Source organism: Pseudomonas faucium (assembly GCF_021602585.1).
Classification (GTDB): domain Bacteria; phylum Pseudomonadota; class Gammaproteobacteria; order Pseudomonadales; family Pseudomonadaceae; genus Aquipseudomonas; species Aquipseudomonas faucium.
In genome coordinates, this window is sequence record NZ_BQIP01000006.1 from 217,954 (window position 1) to 235,969 (window position 18,016).

The 18,016-nt window shown below is 64.6% G+C and carries 17 protein-coding genes, 1 rRNA gene and 1 pseudogene; 4 read left to right on the forward strand and 15 right to left on the reverse strand.

Annotated features, from left to right (window positions below; translation table 11 throughout):
- Nucleotides 1-1,278 (forward strand): Zn-dependent hydrolase, encoded by a 1,278-nt coding sequence (locus L6D75_RS09970; protein ID WP_236193516.1) that lies wholly within the window; start codon nt 1-3, stop codon nt 1,276-1,278.
- A 1-nt stretch (nt 1,279) separates the two neighbouring features.
- Nucleotides 1,280-2,689, forward strand: a complete 1,410-nt coding sequence (locus L6D75_RS09975; protein ID WP_176513840.1) for an amidase — start codon at nt 1,280-1,282, stop codon at nt 2,687-2,689.
- A 123-nt stretch (nt 2,690-2,812) separates the two neighbouring features.
- Here L6D75_RS09975 and thiO read toward each other — a convergent pair whose 3' ends face one another.
- The 5 genes and pseudogenes from thiO to L6D75_RS10000 all read right to left on the reverse strand — a co-directional run bounded on the left by thiO (nt 2,813) and on the right by L6D75_RS10000 (nt 5,628).
- On the reverse strand, nt 2,813-3,910 hold the full coding sequence (gene thiO, locus L6D75_RS09980) for a glycine oxidase ThiO (protein ID WP_176513838.1): 1,098 nt from the start codon (nt 3,908-3,910) through the stop codon (nt 2,813-2,815).
- A 53-nt stretch (nt 3,911-3,963) separates the two neighbouring features.
- Nucleotides 3,964-4,353, reverse strand: a complete 390-nt coding sequence (locus L6D75_RS09985; protein ID WP_176513836.1) for a type IV pilin protein — start codon at nt 4,351-4,353, stop codon at nt 3,964-3,966.
- Between the two features lies 1 nt (nt 4,354).
- A complete protein-coding gene (locus tag L6D75_RS09990) occupies nt 4,355-4,828 on the reverse strand; it encodes a PilX N-terminal domain-containing pilus assembly protein (RefSeq protein ID WP_176513834.1) in 474 nt (157 codons plus the stop codon).
- Nucleotides 4,825-5,449, reverse strand: a pseudogene (locus tag L6D75_RS09995) (PilW family protein). Before L6D75_RS09995 ends, L6D75_RS09990 begins: the two are co-directional and overlap by 4 nt.
- Entirely contained in the window at nt 5,446-5,628 is a 183-nt protein-coding gene (locus L6D75_RS10000; RefSeq protein WP_176513832.1) for a prepilin-type N-terminal cleavage/methylation domain-containing protein, read from the reverse strand. Before L6D75_RS10000 ends, L6D75_RS09995 begins: the two are co-directional and overlap by 4 nt.
- 110 nt (nt 5,629-5,738) lie before the next feature.
- On the opposite strand from L6D75_RS10000, the gene L6D75_RS10005 reads away from it, so the two are divergent.
- Nucleotides 5,739-6,230: a GspH/FimT family protein gene (locus tag L6D75_RS10005; protein ID WP_176513830.1), complete on the forward strand. Its 492-nt coding sequence runs from the start codon at nt 5,739-5,741 to the stop codon at nt 6,228-6,230.
- Here the strand turns inward: L6D75_RS10005 and ispH are convergent, their stop codons facing one another.
- The 6 genes from ispH to murJ all read right to left on the reverse strand — a co-directional run bounded on the left by ispH (nt 6,231) and on the right by murJ (nt 13,566).
- Nucleotides 6,231-7,178: a 4-hydroxy-3-methylbut-2-enyl diphosphate reductase gene (ispH, locus tag L6D75_RS10010; protein WP_176513817.1), complete on the reverse strand. Its 948-nt coding sequence runs from the start codon at nt 7,176-7,178 to the stop codon at nt 6,231-6,233.
- 14 nt (nt 7,179-7,192) lie between these two features.
- Entirely contained in the window at nt 7,193-7,630 is a 438-nt protein-coding gene (gene fkpB / locus L6D75_RS10015) for an FKBP-type peptidyl-prolyl cis-trans isomerase (RefSeq protein WP_012270371.1), read from the reverse strand.
- Nucleotides 7,623-8,138 (reverse strand): signal peptidase II, encoded by a 516-nt coding sequence (gene lspA / locus L6D75_RS10020; protein WP_176513814.1) that lies wholly within the window; start codon nt 8,136-8,138, stop codon nt 7,623-7,625. The genes fkpB and lspA overlap by 8 nt, the downstream gene beginning before the upstream one ends.
- Nucleotides 8,131-10,962 carry an isoleucine--tRNA ligase gene (gene ileS / locus L6D75_RS10025; protein ID WP_176513812.1) on the reverse strand — a complete coding sequence of 944 codons (2,832 nt, stop codon included), beginning with the start codon at nt 10,960-10,962 and terminating at the stop codon, nt 8,131-8,133. The genes lspA and ileS overlap by 8 nt, the downstream gene beginning before the upstream one ends.
- Nucleotides 10,959-11,909 (reverse strand): bifunctional riboflavin kinase/FAD synthetase, encoded by a 951-nt coding sequence (gene ribF, locus L6D75_RS10030; protein WP_176513811.1) that lies wholly within the window; start codon nt 11,907-11,909, stop codon nt 10,959-10,961. The genes ileS and ribF overlap by 4 nt, the downstream gene beginning before the upstream one ends.
- A 118-nt stretch (nt 11,910-12,027) precedes the next feature.
- The gene (gene murJ, locus L6D75_RS10035) at nt 12,028-13,566 is read right to left on the reverse strand and encodes a murein biosynthesis integral membrane protein MurJ (RefSeq protein WP_176513809.1); all 1,539 of its coding nucleotides are present in this window, start codon (nt 13,564-13,566) and stop codon (nt 12,028-12,030) included.
- Nucleotides 13,567-13,816: 250 nt separating this feature from the next.
- Here murJ and rpsT point away from each other — a divergent pair, with 250 nt between their 5' ends.
- Nucleotides 13,817-14,095: a 30S ribosomal protein S20 gene (gene rpsT / locus L6D75_RS10040; protein ID WP_003247625.1), complete on the forward strand. Its 279-nt coding sequence runs from the start codon at nt 13,817-13,819 to the stop codon at nt 14,093-14,095.
- Nucleotides 14,096-14,249: 154 nt separating this feature from the next.
- Here the strand turns inward: rpsT and L6D75_RS10045 are convergent, their stop codons facing one another.
- From L6D75_RS10045 to rrf, 4 genes are all read right to left on the reverse strand, one after another.
- Nucleotides 14,250-16,550: a PqiB family protein gene (locus L6D75_RS10045; RefSeq protein ID WP_176513807.1), complete on the reverse strand. Its 2,301-nt coding sequence runs from the start codon at nt 16,548-16,550 to the stop codon at nt 14,250-14,252.
- Nucleotides 16,543-17,166 (reverse strand): paraquat-inducible protein A, encoded by a 624-nt coding sequence (locus tag L6D75_RS10050; RefSeq protein WP_176513805.1) that lies wholly within the window; start codon nt 17,164-17,166, stop codon nt 16,543-16,545. The genes L6D75_RS10045 and L6D75_RS10050 overlap by 8 nt, the downstream gene beginning before the upstream one ends.
- Nucleotides 17,153-17,803 (reverse strand): paraquat-inducible protein A, encoded by a 651-nt coding sequence (locus L6D75_RS10055; RefSeq protein ID WP_176513803.1) that lies wholly within the window; start codon nt 17,801-17,803, stop codon nt 17,153-17,155. Before L6D75_RS10055 ends, L6D75_RS10050 begins: the two co-directional genes overlap by 14 nt.
- Nucleotides 17,804-17,940: 137 nt before the next feature.
- Nucleotides 17,941-18,016: ribosomal RNA gene (gene rrf / locus L6D75_RS27615) — 5S ribosomal RNA — on the reverse strand; the annotation flags it as partial.

An 18,016-nucleotide genomic window follows, 5' to 3' on the forward strand; every position in this document is an offset into this window, starting at 1 on the left:
ATGAACACCCGCATCGATCCCTCGCAGCACCTGCTCGGCCAGGGCGCGCTGGCCAACCGCGAACGCCTCTGGCAATCGCTGATGGACCTGGCCCAGCTCGGCGCCACCGCCAAGGGCGGCGTGTGCCGCCTGGCCCTGACCGACCTCGACCGCCAGGCCCGCGACCTGTTCGTGCGCTGGTGCAGCGAGGCCGGCTGCACGGTCAGCGTCGACGCCATCGGTAACATCTTCGCCCGCCGCCCGGGGCGCAACCCGGCCTTGCCACCGGTGATGACCGGCAGCCATATCGACACCCAGCCCACTGGCGGCAAGTTCGATGGCTGCTACGGGGTGATGGCCGGGCTGGAGGTGATGCGCACCCTCAACGACCTGAACCTGACCACCGAAGCGCCGCTGGAGGTGGTGGTGTGGACCAACGAGGAAGGCTCGCGCTTCCCGCCGTGCATGATGGGCTCGGGGGTGTTCGCCGGTAAGTTCGGCCTGCAGGAAACCCTCGACAAGGTCGATGACCAGGGCCTGTCGGTGGGCGCCGAGCTGGCGCGTATCGGCTATGCCGGCCCGCGCGTGCCGACCGGGCACCCGGTAGGGGCGTACTTCGAGGCGCATATCGAGCAGGGCCCGGTGCTGGAAGACCAGCGCACCACCATCGGCGTGGTCCAGGGTTGCCTGGGGCAGAAGTGGTTCGACCTGGTGCTCACCGGCGTCGAGGCCCACGCCGGCCCCACGCCGATGCACCTGCGCAAGGATGCGCTGGTCGGCGCCGCCGAAGTGGTGGCGGCGGTCAACCGCGTGGCCCATGCCCACCAGCCGCATGCCTGTGGCACGGTCGGCTGCCTGAGCCTGCACCCGGGCTCGCGCAACGTCATCCCCGGCCAGGTGAACATGACAATCGACCTGCGCCACCTCGACCCCGGCCACCTGCAGGCGATGGTCGATGAGGTGCGCGCGGCCATCGAAAGCAGCGCGGCCAGGCACGGCCTGCGCTTCGAGCTGACCCCCACCGCCGACTTCCCGCCGCTGTACTTTGCCGAGCAGTGCGTCGATGCCGTGCGCCAGGGCGCGCGCGAGCTGGGCCTGAGCCACATGGACATCGTCAGCGGCGCCGGCCACGACGCGATCTTCCTCGCCGAACTCGGCCCGGCCGGGATGATCTTCGTGCCGTGCGAAGGCGGCATCAGCCACAACGAAATCGAAAACGCCGCGCCACAGGACCTGGCCGACGGCTGTGATGTACTGCTGCGCGCCATGTTCCAGGCCGCCAACCAGGGAGCCCGTTGAGATGACCAGCAAGACCGCAATCGGAGCATTCACCGCCACCGAGCTGCTCGACCTGTACCAGCGCCGGCAACTGTCGCCGGTCGAGGTGGTCGACGACGTGCTGACGCGCATCGACCAGCACAACCCGGCGGTCAACGCCTACTGCCATGTCGACGCCGAAGGCGCCCGCACCGCTGCCCGCGCCAGCGAGCAGCGCTGGCAGCGCGGCGAGCCCTGCGGCCGGCTGGACGGCGTACCGGCCTCGATCAAGGACCTGACGCTGACCTGCGGCATGCCCACGCGCAAGGGCTCGCACACCACCTCGGCGGCCGGCCCGTGGGACGTGGATGCCCCGTTCAGCGCGTTCATGCGGGGCGCGGGCGCGGTGCTGGTGGGCAAGACCACCACCCCCGAGTTCGGCTGGAAGGGCGTGACCGACAACCCGCTGTACGGCATTACCCGCAACCCCTGGGACACCCGCCTGACCGCCGGCGGCTCGTCCGGTGGCGCGGCCGCTGCCGCCGCGCTGAACCTGGGCGTGCTGCACCAGGGCAGTGATGCCGGGGGGTCGATCCGCATCCCCTGCGCGTTCACCGGCACCTTCGGCATCAAGCCCACCTTTGGCTACGTGCCGCAGTGGCCAGCCAGCGCCATGACCGTGCTCTCGCACCTGGGGCCGATGACGCGCACGGTCGACGATGCGGTGCTGATGCTCGACTGCGTGGCCCGCCCCGATGCCCGCGACGGGCTGGCCGGCGCCGCCCGGCAGGCGCCCTGGCTGGGCCAGGAACAGAACCTCAGCGGCGTGCGCATCGCCTACAGCGCCGACTTTGGCTACATCCAGGTCGACCCGCAGATCCAGGCGCTGGTGGCGCAAGCGGTACAGCGCCTGGCGCGCCTGGGGGCGCAGGTGGAGGAAGTGGACCCGGGCTTCAACGACCCGCTGGAAGTGTTCAATACCCTGTGGTTCGCTGGCGCGGCGCGGTTGGCCAGCAGTTTCAGCGAACAACAGCGGGCGCAGCTCGACCCCGGGCTGCGCTGGATTGCCGAACAGGGCGCACGCATCAGCCTGAGCGAATACACATTGGCGCTGGAGGCGCGGGCCGAGCTGATTGCCAAGATGAATGCGTTCCACCAGCGGTATGACGTGCTGGTTTCACCGATGATGCCGTTGGTGGCGTTCGAGGCGGGGCACAACGTGCCGCCGGGGTCGGGGATGGCGCAGTGGATGGAGTGGACGCCGTTCAGCTACCCGTTCAACCTGACCCAGCAGCCGGCGGCGTCGGTGCCGTGCGGGTTTACCCGCGAGGGGTTGCCGGTGGGCTTGCAGGTGGTGGCCGGGCGCTTTGCCGATGAGCAGGTGCTGCGGGTGTGCAAGGTGTATGAGCAGCATTATCCGAGCCGGCATTTGCAGGTGCCGATTACGGCCTGAGGCCACGTTGGCCCCATCGCCGGCAAGCCGGCTCCCACAGGTGCAACGCAGGCTTTGAGAGCGGTGCTATCCCTGTGGGAGCCGGCTTGCCGGCGAATGGCCCGCACAGCGGGCCCGGCTGTTTCAGCCCAAGCGCCCTTCAGGTGTATAAGGCGCCGGCTCGATAATCGGCTCAGCCCCCGTCAGCAAATCAGCGAACAACTGGCACGAAGCCGGCGCCAGCACCAACCCATTACGGTAATGCCCGCAGTTCAACCACAGCCCCTCATGCCCCGGCACCCGCCCAATATAAGGCACACCTTCAGGCGACCCAGGCCGCAACCCGGCCCAGTGCCCAACCACTTCAGCACCCTCGAGCTCCGGCAGCAATTCGATCGCCGACGCCTTCAGGCTGGCCAACGCCTCCTCGGTCGGGGTCTTGTCGTAGCCGGCGTGCTCCAGGGTACTGCCGACCAGAACATGCCCATCCCGCCGCGGGATCGCATAACGCCCCTTGGCCAGCACCATGCTCGGCAGGAAGTCCTCGGCGCACTTGAACAGAATCATCTGGCCCTTCACCGGCTCCACCGGCAACTCAAGGCCAAGCGTGCGCAGCAGGTCACCACTCCAGGCGCCAGCACTGAGCACCACGTCATCGGCCGGCAGCACACCCTCTTCTGTCTGCACGCCGGTGACACGCCCACTCTCCTGAACAAAACCGGTGATCTGGCAGTGCTCGCGCAAGGTCACGTTGGGCAACGCCTGCAGCGCGGCCTTGAGCGACTTGACCAACCGCGGGTTGCGCACGTTGGCCACACCCGCCATGAAAATCGCCCGCTTGAAGCCCGGGCCCAGCACCGGCACGGCATCGTACGCTGCCGAGATATCCACGGCGCTCAGCGGCCGCCCCTCGCGCTTGGCCCAGGCCAGGGCCTCGGCTTCGTCGTCCAGGTCGAGCCAGTACAGGCCGGTGGTGTGCACCTCGGGGTCGAGGCCGGTGCTGGCGAACAGGCGCTCGCCCAGCTGCGGATAAAAGTCCTGCGACCAGTGCGCCAGGGCGGTCACCGCCGGGCTGTAGCGCCAAGGGTACAGGGGCGAGACGATACCGCCACCGGCCCAGGACGACTCGCGGCCGACCTCGCCCTGGTCGCACACCACCACCTGCCCGACTTTCGCCGCCAGGTTGAACGCCGTCAGCAGGCCGATCACCCCGCCACCGACCACCACTACTTGCTTGCTCATCTGTCGATCCAACACCTGAAGTAAAACCGCGATGCACGGGCATCATTGAGCCTTCAGCTTCCCCAGCAGCGTTCAGCAGCCTCGACGCCGCCCGGATTGCTGCGCACCAGCGCCTGGTCGAGCTGGTAGTCGCCACAGCGGTCATCGGCCATCAGGCCATGCGGCAAGCGTTGGGCGAGCAGCGTGAAGGTGTCGCTGCCGCGAATGGCCTGCAGGCGGTAATGGCGGTTGGCGACCGGCAATGCCGGGTCGCCCTCGGCGTACTGGCCGGTGCGCACGCGATGCTGCTCAAGGCGCAGGGCGGCGTCATGCAGCAGGCCGACCGCTTCGTTGCGTCCGGCTCGCCGCAGCTGTTCGCTGTAACTGGGGTAGGCAATGGCTGCCAGAATGCCGATGACGGCCATGACAATCAACAACTCGATCAGGCTCAGGCCTTGCTGCATGTCAGTCTTCCCTCAGTCGCTGGCGCCAGAGGATGCGCCGGGGGGCCTGGGCTTGCGCGGTTGGCACGGCATAGACGGCTTCCAGCACCTGCCTGGCTGGCAGTTGCCGGCTGACTGCCGTTACCCGGTACAGGGTGACGTGTTCACCTGCCGGCGTATGCGCGGCCTTATCCGTAACTCCCAGGTTCTGTAGTTGGTAATAGCCGCTCGACGTGCTTAGCCACGTGCCTCGCAGTTCGTGCGGATGCGACGGCGGCGGGCATGCCTGGCATATCGCGGGCGGCGCACGTCGGACGTGATCCACACCCACCAACAGCACCGCTTCAGCCGCTTCTAGCGCCTGCAGGCTGTCACGCAGAGAACTGCTCATTCGGGTTTCCTGCAACGCGGCGCGCAAGGATGAAACCGCCAGCAAACCGAGCAGCAGGCTCAACACCAGGGCCAGCAGCAGGGCCACACCTCGCTGGCGGCTCATGGGAAGACCAACGTATTACGCAGCGCCACGCTCAAAGCATGCTGCTGTTCAAGCTTCAGAGTTGGCTCATACAACGTCAGTAGCAGATCGACCCGCTCGCCAAGTGGCGTGCGCACATGGGTCACCCGCATCTCTCGCACATGGTCGACCAAGGGCTGAGGATTGTTGCGTCGGGTGAGCCTCAGCGTGGTGCCGTCGAGCGCATAGCGATGGCGGCTGATAGGGATCGCCATCAGCGCGTTCGTATGCTGACGGCGCCCGCTGTAGACCTGCGCCTCGCTGCTGCAGTCGGTCAGCAAGGTCCAGTCCGGTGCACCGGCAAAACCGGGTAACTCGGCAACCACCAGGTCCAGGCTGGACGGGCCAATGTGCAGCGGCCGGGTCATCGAAATCATCAGGCGCCAGACGCAGACACCCGAACATGCCGGCCATGCGCAGATCCTGAGCCATGCGCAGCAAGGCCAGGCGGGCATCATCCTGCAGGCGCAGCGCTGCGTCTTGCAGGCGCCAGGCGTGATAGACAGAGGCGAACAACTGGCTGCCCGCCGCCAGCACCATCAGCCCGATGGCCAGCGCCAATAGGGCTTCAAATAAACCGAAACCGCTCTGCAGGCGCCTCATGGCTGGCGCCGCTCATGCTCGCTGTGCGCCGCAAGCGCCACCTGCGCCTCGAGCGTTGCAGCACCGGTGGCCTGCAAAGCCTTCACCTGCAAAGCTGCTGCAGCGAGTACTGCCACTGCCACCACCAGCATGGCCAACAGCACTTCCAACAATGTCATGCCGTGTTGATCGTTGTGCATCCTTGCACCTCCTGCGATTTTTCCTGCATTTACCTTCAACGCTGCCGACTGGACCGACTTCCCTACCAGCATGAAGCTTCAGCGAAGCACTTGCTGGGGAGGACTGCACGGTGAAGCAACAGGGCGTAACACTGCTTCAAATGATGTTGGCGCTGGGGCTGGCCACATTGCTGACACAACTGGGCATGCCGGCCTACACCCGATTTAGCGATGACCTGCACAGAGCAGCCGCCGCGCGGGATTTGGCACAGGCACTGCGTAGCGCACGCAGCCACGCACTGCTGCAAAGCCAGCCAGTGATGGTGCAATCTTTGGAAAACGATTGGGGCAAAGGTTGGCGAGTGCTGCTGGAACATAACCAGCAAGTACTGCGCGAGCATCGCCTGCCACGGCCGATGAACATCGCCGTGAATATCGATGAGCAGGTGAGGTTCAGTGCGCTGGGTGTGCCGCTAGGAAGAAACAACGGGCTGCTGGGCGGCAGACTGGAGCTTTGCGAAAAGCCTTTCGCGCCGAGCCAATATCGGGTGGTGCTGGCTACCAGCGGCCGGGTCAGCCTGCGCACCGATGAGCTCGAGAACTCCCTGTGCGCAGGCCGCTGATCAGATCAGCGAGCGAACCCGCAGCTCTTTGGGCATGGAGAACGTGATGTTCTCCGGGCGCCCATCGAGCTCTTCGGCGCCAGTGGCGCCCCAGGCCTTGAGCTGGTCGATCACCCCACGCACCAGCACTTCGGGCGCCGAAGCACCGGCGGTAATGCCGATCCGCGCGGCCTCGTCGAACCAGCTGCGCTGCATGTCCTCGGCACCATCGATCAGGTAGGCCGGGGTGCCCATGCGCTCGGCCAGCTCGCGCAGGCGGTTGGAGTTGGAGCTGTTCGGGCTGCCCACCACCAGCACCACATCGCACTCGTCAGCCAGTTGCTTGACCGCATCCTGGCGGTTCTGGGTGGCGTAGCAGATGTCGTCCTTGCGCGGGCCACCGATGTTCGGGAAGCGCGCACGCAGGGCATCGATGACGCGGCTGGTGTCGTCCATCGACAACGTGGTCTGGGTGACGAAGGCCAGGTGGTCCGGGTCGTTCACCTGCAGCCTGGCGACATCCTCTTCGTCTTCGACGAGGTAGATGGCGCCGCCGTTGCTGGCGTCGTACTGGCCCATGGTGCCTTCGACTTCCGGGTGCCCTTCGTGGCCGATCAGGATGGTTTCGCGGCCATCGCGGCTGTACTTGGCCACTTCGATATGCACCTTGGTGACCAGCGGGCAGGTCGCGTCGAACACCTTCAGGCCACGGCCGGCGGCTTCCTGGCGCACGGCCTGGGAAACGCCATGGGCACTGAAGATGACGATGACATCGTCCGGCACCTGGTCCAGCTCTTCGACGAAGATGGCGCCGCGGTTGCGCAGGTCTTCCACCACGAACTTGTTGTGCACCACTTCATGGCGCACATAGATCGGCGGGCCGAAGACTTCCAGCGCGCGGTTGACGATCTCGATCGCCCGGTCGACCCCCGCGCAGAAGCCGCGTGGGTTGGCGAGTTTGATTTGCATGCTCGGCTCCAGGCTTACAGGGCCTTCACCTCGAGGATCTCCACCTCGAAGGTCAGGGTCTTGCCAGCCAGTGGGTGATTGAAGTCGATGGTCACCTGGTCGTCATCGAACGCTTTGACCACACCCGGCAGCTCGGTGTTGGCGGCGTCGTTGAAGATGATCAGCAGCCCTTCGGACAACTCCATGCCCTCGAAGTTGGACCGTGGCATGACCTGCACGTTCTGCGGGTTGGGCTGGCCGAAGGCATTCTCCGGCGCCACCACCACGGTGCGCTTGTCGCCGGCCTTGAAGCCGAACAGCGCGCTCTCGAAGCCAGGCAGCAGGTTGCCGTCACCGACCTTGAAGGTGGCCGGGGCCTTGTCGAACGTGCTGTCGACGGTGTCGCCGTTTTCCAGGTGCAGCGCGAAGTGCAGGGTGACTTCGGTGTTCTGGCCGATACGGGTGTCAGTCATGGACCGGATCCTCGGACTTCTTGCTCTTGAACATATCCAGCGCCAGCATCACCGCACCAACGGTGATGGCGCTGTCGGCCAGGTTGAAGGCCGGGAAGTAATGGGTGTTCTTCCAGTGCACCAGGATGAAGTCGACCACGTGGCCAAGCACGATGCGGTCGTACAGGTTGCCCAGCGCACCGCCCAGCACCAATGCCAGGGCCACCGCCAGCCAGGTCTCGCCACGCCCCAGGCGCTTGAGCCAGACCACCAGCACGCCACTGACCACCACGGCGATCAGGGCGAACAGCCAGCGCTGCCAGCCGGCACCGTCGGCCAGGAAGCTGAATGCCGCGCCAGTGTTGTAGGCCAAGGTCCAGCTGAAGTAGTCGGGAATGACCACGATCTGCTGGTACATGCTCAGGGCGTTGTTGAAGTACAGCTTGCTGGCCTGGTCGAGGACCAGGACCAGCAGGCTGAGCCAGAGCCAGGCAAGGCGCCCGAAGCGCCCCGCTGCAGGGTTAGGCATAGTGGCGCACCTCGCCCGAGCCGCTCAGGTTGTCGACGCAACGGCTGCAGATTTCCGGATGCTCCGGGTGGCTGCCGACGTCGGCGCGGAAGTGCCAGCAACGGCCGCACTTGGCGTGGCCGGACTTGACCACTTTGAGCTTCAGGCCTTCGACTTCGGTGGCCACGGCATCGGCCGGGGCCTGGGCGAACGGCACCACGCTGGCGGCGGAGGTGATCAGCACGAAGCGCAGCTCATCGCCCAGCTTGCCCAGGTCGGCGCTCAGGCCTTCTTCGGCGAACAGGGTGACTTCGGCCTGCAGGTTGCCGCCAATGACCTTGGCGGTACGCTGGTTTTCCAGCTCCTTGTTGACCGCCGCCTTGACGGCCATCACACGGTCCCAGTACGCACGGTCCAGCTCGGTGCCTGCGGGCAGCTCGCTCAGGCCCTGGTACCAGCCGTTGAGCATCACCGACTCGTTGCGCTCGCCTGGCAGGTACTGCCAGATTTCGTCGGCGGTGAAGGCCAGGATCGGCGCGATCCAGCGCACCAGCGCTTCGCTGATGTGGTACAGCGCGGTCTGGCAGGAACGGCGGGCGACACTGTTGGCGCCGGTGGTGTACTGGCGGTCCTTGATGATGTCGAGGTAGAAGCCACCCAGCTCCTGCACGCAGAAGTTGTGGATCTTCGAGTAGACGTTCCAGAAGCGGTATTCGCCATAGTGCTCTTCCAGCTCGCGCTGCAGCAGCAGGGTGCGGTCAACCGCCCAGCGGTCCAGCGCCAGCATGTCCTCTGGGGCCAGCAGGTCGCGGGCCGGGTCGAAGCCAGACAGGTTGGAGAGCAGGAAGCGCGCGGTGTTGCGGATACGCCGGTAGGCATCGGCGCTGCGCTGCAGGATCTGCTCGGAAACAGCCATCTCGCCGGAATAGTCGGTGGCCGAAACCCACAGGCGCAGGATGTCGGCACCCAGGGTGTTGTTGACCTTCTCCGGCTCGATGGTGTTGCCCAGCGACTTGGACATCTTGCGGCCGCTTTCGTCCACGGTGAAGCCGTGGGTCAGCAGCTCGCGGTATGGCGCGTGGTTGTCGATGGCGCAACCGGTCAGCAAGGAGGAGTGGAACCAGCCACGGTGCTGGTCGGAGCCTTCCAGGTAGAGGTCGGCGACCGGGCCGGTGGCGTGGCCGATGTCGTGCGAGCCGCGCAGCACGTGCCAGTGGGTGGTGCCGGAGTCGAACCACACGTCCAGGGTGTCGCTGATCTTGTCGTACTGGCCGGCTTCTTCACCCAGCAGTTCGGCGGCGTCCAGCTTGAACCAGGCCTCGATGCCCTCTTGCTCGACACGCTTGGCCACCGCTTCCATCAGCTCGACGGTGCGCGGGTGCAGCTCGCCGCTCTGCTTGTGCAGGAAGAACGGGATCGGCACGCCCCAGTTGCGCTGACGCGAGATGCACCAGTCTGGGCGGTTGGCGATCATCGAGTGCAGGCGCGCCTGGCCCCAGGCCGGGACGAACTTGGTGTCTTCGATAGCCTTGAGCGCACGCTCGCGCAGCGGCTCGCCGGTGCTCGGCTGCTTGTCCATGCCGACGAACCACTGCGCGGTGGCGCGGTAGATCAGCGGGGTCTTGTGGCGCCAGCAGTGCATGTAGCTGTGGCTGATGGTTTCGGTGTGCATCAGCGCACCGACTTCGCTCAGCTTCTCGACGATGGCCGGGTTGGCCTTCCAGATGAACTGGCCGCCGAAGAACGCCAGCGACTCCACGTACACGCCGTTGCTCTGCACCGGGGTGAGGATGTCGTCGTTGACCATGCCGTAGCGCTTGCAGGTGACGAAGTCGTCCTCACCATAGGCCGGCGCGGAGTGGACCACGCCAGTGCCAGCGCCCAGCTCGACGTAATCGGCCAGATAGATCGGCGACAGGCGGTCGTAGAACGGGTGGCGGAAGTTGACCAGCTCCAGGGCCGAACCCTGGGCGGTGGCGAGCACCGTACCTTCCAGGTTGTAGCGCTTGAGGCACGACTCGACCAGCTCTTCGGCCAGCACCAGCAGGCGCTCGCCGGTGTCGACCAGGGCGTACTTGAACTCCGGGTGGATGTTCAGCGCCTGGTTGGCGGGGATGGTCCACGGGGTGGTGGTCCAGATCACGATGGCGGCGGGCTTGGCCAGCGCTGGCAGGCCGAAGGCGGCAGCCAGCTTGTCGGCGTCGGCGACCGGGAAGGCCACGTCGATGGTCTGGGACTTCTTGTCGGCGTATTCGACTTCAGCCTCGGCCAGGGCCGAACCGCAATCGAAGCACCAGTTCACAGGCTTGAGGCCCTTGAACACGAAACCTTGCTTGACCATCTCGGCCAGGGCGCGGATTTCACCGGCCTCGTTGGCGAAGTTCATGGTCTTGTAGGGGTTGTCCCAGTCGCCCAGCACACCCAGGCGGATGAACTCGGTCTTCTGCCCTTCGATCTGCTCGGCGGCATACTCGCGGCACAGCTCGCGGGTGCGGTCGGCGGTCAGGTGCTTGCCGTGGGTGACCTCGACCTTGTGCTCGATCGGCAGGCCGTGGCAGTCCCAGCCCGGTACGTAGGGCGCGTCGAAGCCCGACAGGGTCTTGGAGCGGACGATCATGTCCTTGAGAATCTTGTTCAGCGCATGACCGATGTGAATCTTGCCGTTGGCATAAGGCGGGCCGTCGTGCAGGACGAACTTGGGACGATCCTTGCCAATCTCGCGCAGCTTCCGGTACAGGCCAATGCTGTCCCAGCGCTGCAGAATCTGCGGTTCGCGCTGAGGCAGGCCGGCCTTCATGGGGAAGGCGGTGTCCGGAAGGTTAAGCGTGGCTTTGTAGTCGGTCATTTCAGGCTCTTCGTTAGCGGTTGAGCGTGCCAATGTGCACGTGCGGCGGCGATATCCGCATCGATCGCCGACTTCAGCGCCTCCAGGGAGGCGAATCGCTGCTCTTCACGCAGCTTGTGGTGGAATTCCACCGTCAGGCGCCGGCCATACAGATCGCCGGCATAATCCAGTAGATGTATCTCGAGGTGCGGGCGGCCGTCACCGGCCACGGTAGGGCGCACCCCGATGTTGCCGACACCCGGCCAGGCCTTGCCGTCGATCTCGATGCTGGCCAGGTACACCCCGGACAGCGGCACGCGACGCCGCTTGAGCTGGATGTTGGCGGTGGGCGTGCCGAGCTGGCGGGCCAGCTTCTGGCCGTGCAACACGCGCCCGGTGATGCGATAAGGGCGGCCCAGCAGGTGCTCGGCGAGCTCGAAGTTGCCTTCGCACAGCGCCTTGCGCACCTCGGTGCTGCTGACCCGCAGGCCATCCTGGATCACCGTGTTGGCAGCCTCGACGGTGAACCCGTACTGCTGGCCGGCACCGACCAGGAAGGCGAAGTCGCCGGCCCGGTCGCAGCCGAAGCGAAAGTCATCGCCCACCTCGAGGTGGCGCACGCCCAGGCCGTCGACCAGGATCGCCTTGACGAATTCATCGGCGCTGAGCTTGCTCAGGCGCTGGTTGAAGGCCAGGCACAGCACCCGGTCGATGCCTTCTGCGGCCAGCAGCTCGACCTTGTCGCGCAGGCGCGCCAGGCGGGCCGGTGCGGTGTCGGGCGCAAAGTACTCGCGCGGCTGTGGCTCGAAGATCACCACGCAGGTCGGCAGGCCCAACGCCTGGCCGCGCTCGCGCAGGCGCGCCAGGATTGCCTGGTGGCCACGGTGAACCCCGTCGAAGTTGCCAATGGTGGCGACACAGCCCCGGTGCTCGGGGCGCAGGTTGTGAAGACCTCGAACCAGCTGCATAACGCGCTTCTTGCTCATAAAGTGGCCGATTATAACCACACCCGGGCGCTGGTGACAGGCAGCAGCGCCCGGGTGTGGCGTGGAATGCGAAAAACCGACGCCTGACCCGCCTTGTGCCTCAGTGCAGGGCCTTGCGGGCGAAATGCCGGGGCCTGAAGCCGCACAGGTAGAGGCAGCCGAAATAGGTCACCACGCCCGCCGCGATCAACCCGCCCAGGCGCATGAAGCGCGCCAGCATGTTGCCTTGGTCCCAGGCCGGCAGGTAGTGCATGCCCAGCAACAGCACCGCCGACATCAGCGTCACCGCCAGCACCAGCTTGAGCAGGTACAGCATCCAGCCCGGCTGCGGCTCGAACAACCGCTGGCTGCGCAGCTTCCAGAACAGCAGGCCGGCATTGAGGCAGGCACCGAGGCTGATCGCCAGGGCCAGGCCGGCGTGCTTGAGCGGGCCGATCAGCGCCAGGTTGAACAGCTGGGTGCAGACCAGGGTGAAGATCGCGATCTTCACCGGCGTGCGGATATTCTGCTGCGCATAGAAGCCCGGTGCCAGTACCTTGACCAGAATGATTGCCAGCAGGCCCACCGAATAGGCGATCAATGCACGCTGGGTCATGGCCGCATCGAAGGCGCTGAACTTGCCGTACTGGAACAAGGCCACGGTCAGCGGCTCGGCGAGGATCGCCAGGGCCAGGGTGCAGGGCAAAACCAGCAGGAAGCACAGGCGCAGGCCCCAGTCCATGATCCGCGAGTACTCCTCACGGTCCTTGTTGGCGTAGGTCTTGGCCAGGGTCGGCAGCAAGATGGTGCCCAGCGCCACGCCGAGCACGCCCGAGGGCAGCTCCATCAGGCGGTCGGCGTAGTACATCCACGACACTGAGCCTGCCACCAGGAAGGAGGCGAAGATGGTGTTGATGATCAGCGAGATCTGGCTGACCGAGACCCCGAGAATCGCCGGCAGCATCTGCTTGAGCACCCGCCATACGCCGGTGTCGCGCAGGTTCAGGCGCGGCAGCACGAGCATGCCGATCCTCTTCAGCGCCGGCAGCTGGTACAGCAGCTGCGCCAGGCCACCGGCCAGCACACCCCAGGCCAGGGCCATGATCGGCGGGTCGAAGTACGGCGTGAGCAGCACGGCGAAGGCAATCATCGCCACGTTCAGCAAGGTCGGGGTGAAGGCCGGCACCGAGAAGCGGTTCCAGGTATTGAGGATTGCCCCGGCCAGGGACGACAGCGAGATCAGCAATATATAAGGAAACGTCACCCGCAGCAGGGCGGTGGTCAGCTCGTATTTTTCGGCGCTGTCGACGAAACCGGGCGCCGTGGCCCACACCACCCAGGGCGCAGCCAGGATGCCGACGGCGGTAACCAGCGCCAGTACCAGCGTCAGCAGGCCGCTGACATAGGCAATGAACGTGCGCGTGGCCTCTTCGCCCTGCTGGGTCTTGTATTCGGCAAGAATGGGCACGAAGGCCTGGGAGAAGGCCCCTTCGGCGAATATCCGCCGCAACAGGTTGGGCAGCTTGAAGGCGATGAAAAAGGCGTCGGTGGCAACGCCGGCACCGAACACGCGGGCCAGAATCGTATCGCGCACGAAGCCCAACACCCTGGAAATCATGGTGATGGAGCTGACTGCAGCCAGGGATTTGAGCAGATTCATCGAAAAGATTCACGCCAATGACAGAGGACGCTGCATGTGGCGTCCGAATGTGCGATACTCCCGCGCCTTCGCAGGGGAGCCAAAAATTCCCGAGTTTACAGGTCGTGCAGCAGAAAGGAATTCTTTCCCTCCTGTTGGTGCACCGCTCGGCGGAACCCTGCAGGTGGCCTTGACATCCGCTCGACTGATCGGCATGATTCGCGGCCTATTTTGTTTGCTATTTACCTAAAGTCTTTCGAGGAGCTCGACGGTGGCCAACACACCTTCCGCCAAGAAACGTGCAAAACAGGCTGAGAAGCGTCGCAGCCACAACGCCAGCCTGCGTTCCATGGTCCGCACCTACATCAAGAATGTAGTTAAAGCCATCGACGCAAAAGACGCCGAAAAAGCGCAAGCCGCTTACGTTCTGGCTGTACCAGTAATCGACCGTATGGCCGACAAAGGTATCATCCACAAGAACAAAGCTGCTCGCCACAAAGGCCGTCTGAATGGCCACATCAAGGCGCTGAAAGAAGCTGCAGCTGCCTAAGCGACGTTCTTGTCGAAAAACCGACCCTAGGGTCGGTTTTTTATTGCCTGCGATTTGATGAGCTTGCCTGTACCGCCCTCATCGCCGGCAAGCCGGCTCCTACACTGTGGGAGCCGGCTTGCCGGCGATTGGGCCGCATAGCGGCCCCACTCCATTACTTGGCGATCTGAATCTTCGGCGCCCACTGCAGCCATTGATCCTCAGGTTTCTCGAACAAGGCAAAGGTCTGCTGCGGTCGAGCCGGGTTGCCCATCTGCTCGCCATCGGGCGTGGCAAAGGCAATACCGCCATCTATCAGCGTTTCCAGCGACTCGGTACGCACCGTCGCGCCCTTGAACAAGCCCCAGTCGAAGCCGAACCCGCTGCTGTTCCAGAATCGGCTACCACTGCGCACCAACGCGGCATAGCGCGGCTCGATCAGGATATGGATCAGCACCCGGTCGGCACTCTGGCCCAGCTCGAAGCCGGTAACCTTGCCCACGGCCACCTCGCGATAGGTCACCGGCACGCCAGGCTTGATCGAACCTCGTCGAGGCGCGCTCAAGGTCAGCGGCAGGCCTACCTCCTGGCCAACCACCTCCGGCGCCTGGGCCAACGCGATGAAGTCGCGCTGCGCACCCCGGTCCTTGGCTGATGGCTGCACTTCCAGGTATTGGCCACCAATCAAGGTGTCGAGGTTTTCGGTACGCACCAAGCCAAGCGCCGGCTTGACCACCCAGAACTGGGTGCCCACCCGGGCGATGCGGTCAGCCGCCTCAGTGATGCGCGCTCGCAGCACCACCGCCTGCAGGTCCTGGGTCAGGTCGACGCTTTCCACGCTGCCCACGTCCAGGCCGCGGAAGCGGATTGGCGTGCCCGGCTTGAGGCCGTCGGCGCGATCGACGCGGATGGTGACCAGCGTGCCGCTGCGGTTCACCGCCTCCTGGCTCTCCAGCAGGCGGAAACGCGGGATACGGCGCTTGAGCGCAACATTCGGGGTCGGCGTATCGAAGGCGATACCACCAGCCATCAGGGTCTGCAGCGATTCACTCTTGATCTTGATGCCCGATAGGCCGCCCGTGAGGGTGATGCCACTGACGTTCCAGAAGCGCGACGATCCGTTGACCAGGTTTTCGTATTCCTTCTCGATGTGCACACCGATCAGGATGCGATTGCTGTTGCGGGCGAACTGGTAGCTCTGCACGCTGCCGACCTTCACCTGGCGATACATCACCGGGCTGCCGACCTCCAGCGAGCCCAGGGTGTCGGCGAACAGCACCATGTGCAGGCCGGGTGCCTTGAGGTCGAGTGGCGGCGCCTTGGGCCTGGCCTCGAACTCGCGCTGCGGCGTGGCGCCCTTCTCACCCGGGCGGATGGCGATGTAGTTACCCTTGACCAGGGCCTCCAGGCCGGTGATGCCCGCCAGCGAGATGGACGGCTTGACCACCCAGAACTGCGTGCCGTCGACCAGATAGTCTTCGGTCAGCGGGTCCAGGGTCAGCTCGGCCATGGCGCTGGCCAGGTTGTCTTCCATTTTCAGCGCTTTCAGCGAACCGACCTGAATGCCTTTGTACATCACCGGCGTGCGCCCGGCCTGCAGGCCTTCGTAGTCGTTCAGCTTGACCTTGACGCGAATGCCCGCCTGGGCAGCGTCGAAGTCTTCATACAGGCGGAACGGCAGGCTCGGGTCGGTGGGCGGGCTGTCCTTGCGGTACTCGGGGGTAGCGAAGGCGATACCGCCGGCGACGATGCTGGACAACGATTCGCTGCGCACCTTCACCCCGGACAGGTCGGCGTCGATGCTGATGCCGCTGGCATTCCAGAAGCGCGTGTGCTTGCGCACCAGGCTGGCGTAGGCCGGCTCGATGAATACCTTGACCTCGACCGTGCTCTGGTCGTCGGAGAGGCGGTAGCTCTTCACCCGGCCGACCTGGATCTGCTTGTAGAACACCGGGCTGTCGCGGTTGAGCGAGCCCAGGCGGTCAGCCTTGAGCGTCAGGTGCAGGCCTGGCTCGTTGTCCGACAGCGGCGGCGCCACTTTCAACGCGGTGAAGCGCTTGGTTCGCTCACCTTCACCTGGACTGACGGCAATGTAGTTGCCTGACACCAGCGTCTCGAGCCCGGAGATACCCGCCAGGCTGACACTGGGCTTGACCAGCCAGAAGCGCGTGCCCTTGTTCAGGTGAGGCTCTGCGGCCTTGTTCATCTCGATGGTGGCGATGACGCCCTGCTTCTCGCCCTTGGCGTCGAGCACCAGGCTCTTCACCTTGCCGACCGGCATGCCCTTGTAGATGACTTCGGTCTTGTTGGCGACGATCCCCTCACCGCTTTCGAAACGCACCTCGATTTCCACGCCGGCATCGCGGTACGCCTGCCAGGCCAGCCAACCGCCGATCATCAGCGCGATCAGCGGCAGAATCCAGATTGCCGACCAATTGGAGGCGGGGCGGGTTTTGGCGGTTGGCAAGTCACTCATGGTCGTCATCCGACTCCGTGTTATCCCAAATCAGTCGGGGATCGAAAGTTAAAGCGGCAAGCATCGTGAGAATCACCACAGTTGCGAAGGCGACAGCGCCCAGGTTGGCTTCGACACTGGCGATGCGGCCGAAATTCACCACTGCCACCAGAATGGCAATGACGAAGATGTCCAGCATGGACCAGCGCCCTATGAACTCGATGAAGCGGTACATCAGGATTCGTTGCCGCGCCGACAAGGGTTGGCGGCGCTGCACGGAGTACAGCAGCAGGCCGATGCCGATCAGCTTGAAGGTCGGCACCAGGATACTGGCGATGAACACCACCGCGGCAATCGGCAGCATGCCGTGCTTGAGCAGGGCGATGACGCCGGACATGATGGTGTCCGGGCTGCCCTGCCCCAGCGCGCTGACGGTCATGATCGGCAGCACGTTGGCGGGAATGTACAGAATCGATGCCGCGATGAGCAGCGCCCAGGTCCGCACGATGCTGTTGGGCCGGCGTGCGTGCACGATGGCGCCGCAGCGCGTGCAGGTCTGCGTGCCTTGCTCGCTGTCCTGGCGGTTCAGTTCATGGCATTCGTTGCAAACCACAATGCCTGCATCAATCGCCCGCATGCAGATCCTCCCCCGACAATGCACTCCAGATCTGGTGTGGCGACATCACCACTTCGAGCCAGACCTGGATCAGCAGCAGGCTGATGAAACAGAACAGACCCAGGCCTATGCTCAGCTCGGCCAGGTCCACGAGTTTGACGATGGCAACCAGCACGCCCATGAAGTAGACCTCGAGCATGCCCCAGTCACGTAGATGGTGATAGATGCGGTAGCAGAGCAGGCCATAGCTGCGGCCGATGTCCAGGCGGATGCTCAACAGCACCGCCAGCTGGCACAGCAGCTTGAGCAAGGGTATGGCCATGCTGCACAGGAAGACCACGATGGCAACGCCGCGCATCTCGGAGTTGTACAAGCCCACTACACCGGTCCAGACCGTATCGTCCGAAGTCTGGCCAAGCAGATGCAACTGCATGATCGGCAGGAAGTTGGCGGGCACGAATAGCAACAGCGCGGTCAGCACCAGGGCAAGGCTGCGGTTGACCACATTGTGCCGGTGGGCATACAGCTCGTAGCCACAGCGCGGGCATTGGGCTTTTTCGTCATGCTGCAGCACCGGCTTGCGCATCAGCAGGTCGCACTCGTGACAGGCGACCAGCTCATCCAGCGGCAACTGCTCTAGGGCTTCGGTTTCGGGCATCTGGGGATTCTGAATAGGTACGTCGGACTATTCTAGTGGCCCCGCACGAAATGTGGGAGGCGACGAAGGCCCGAGTTTTCGAAGTAGAAAGACAAAACCCCTACCTGCTCGCGCAGATAGGGGTTTTGCGAAATGAATCTTGACGATGACCTACTCTCACATGGGGAAACCCCACACTACCATCGGCGATGCATCGTTTCACTGCTGAGTTCG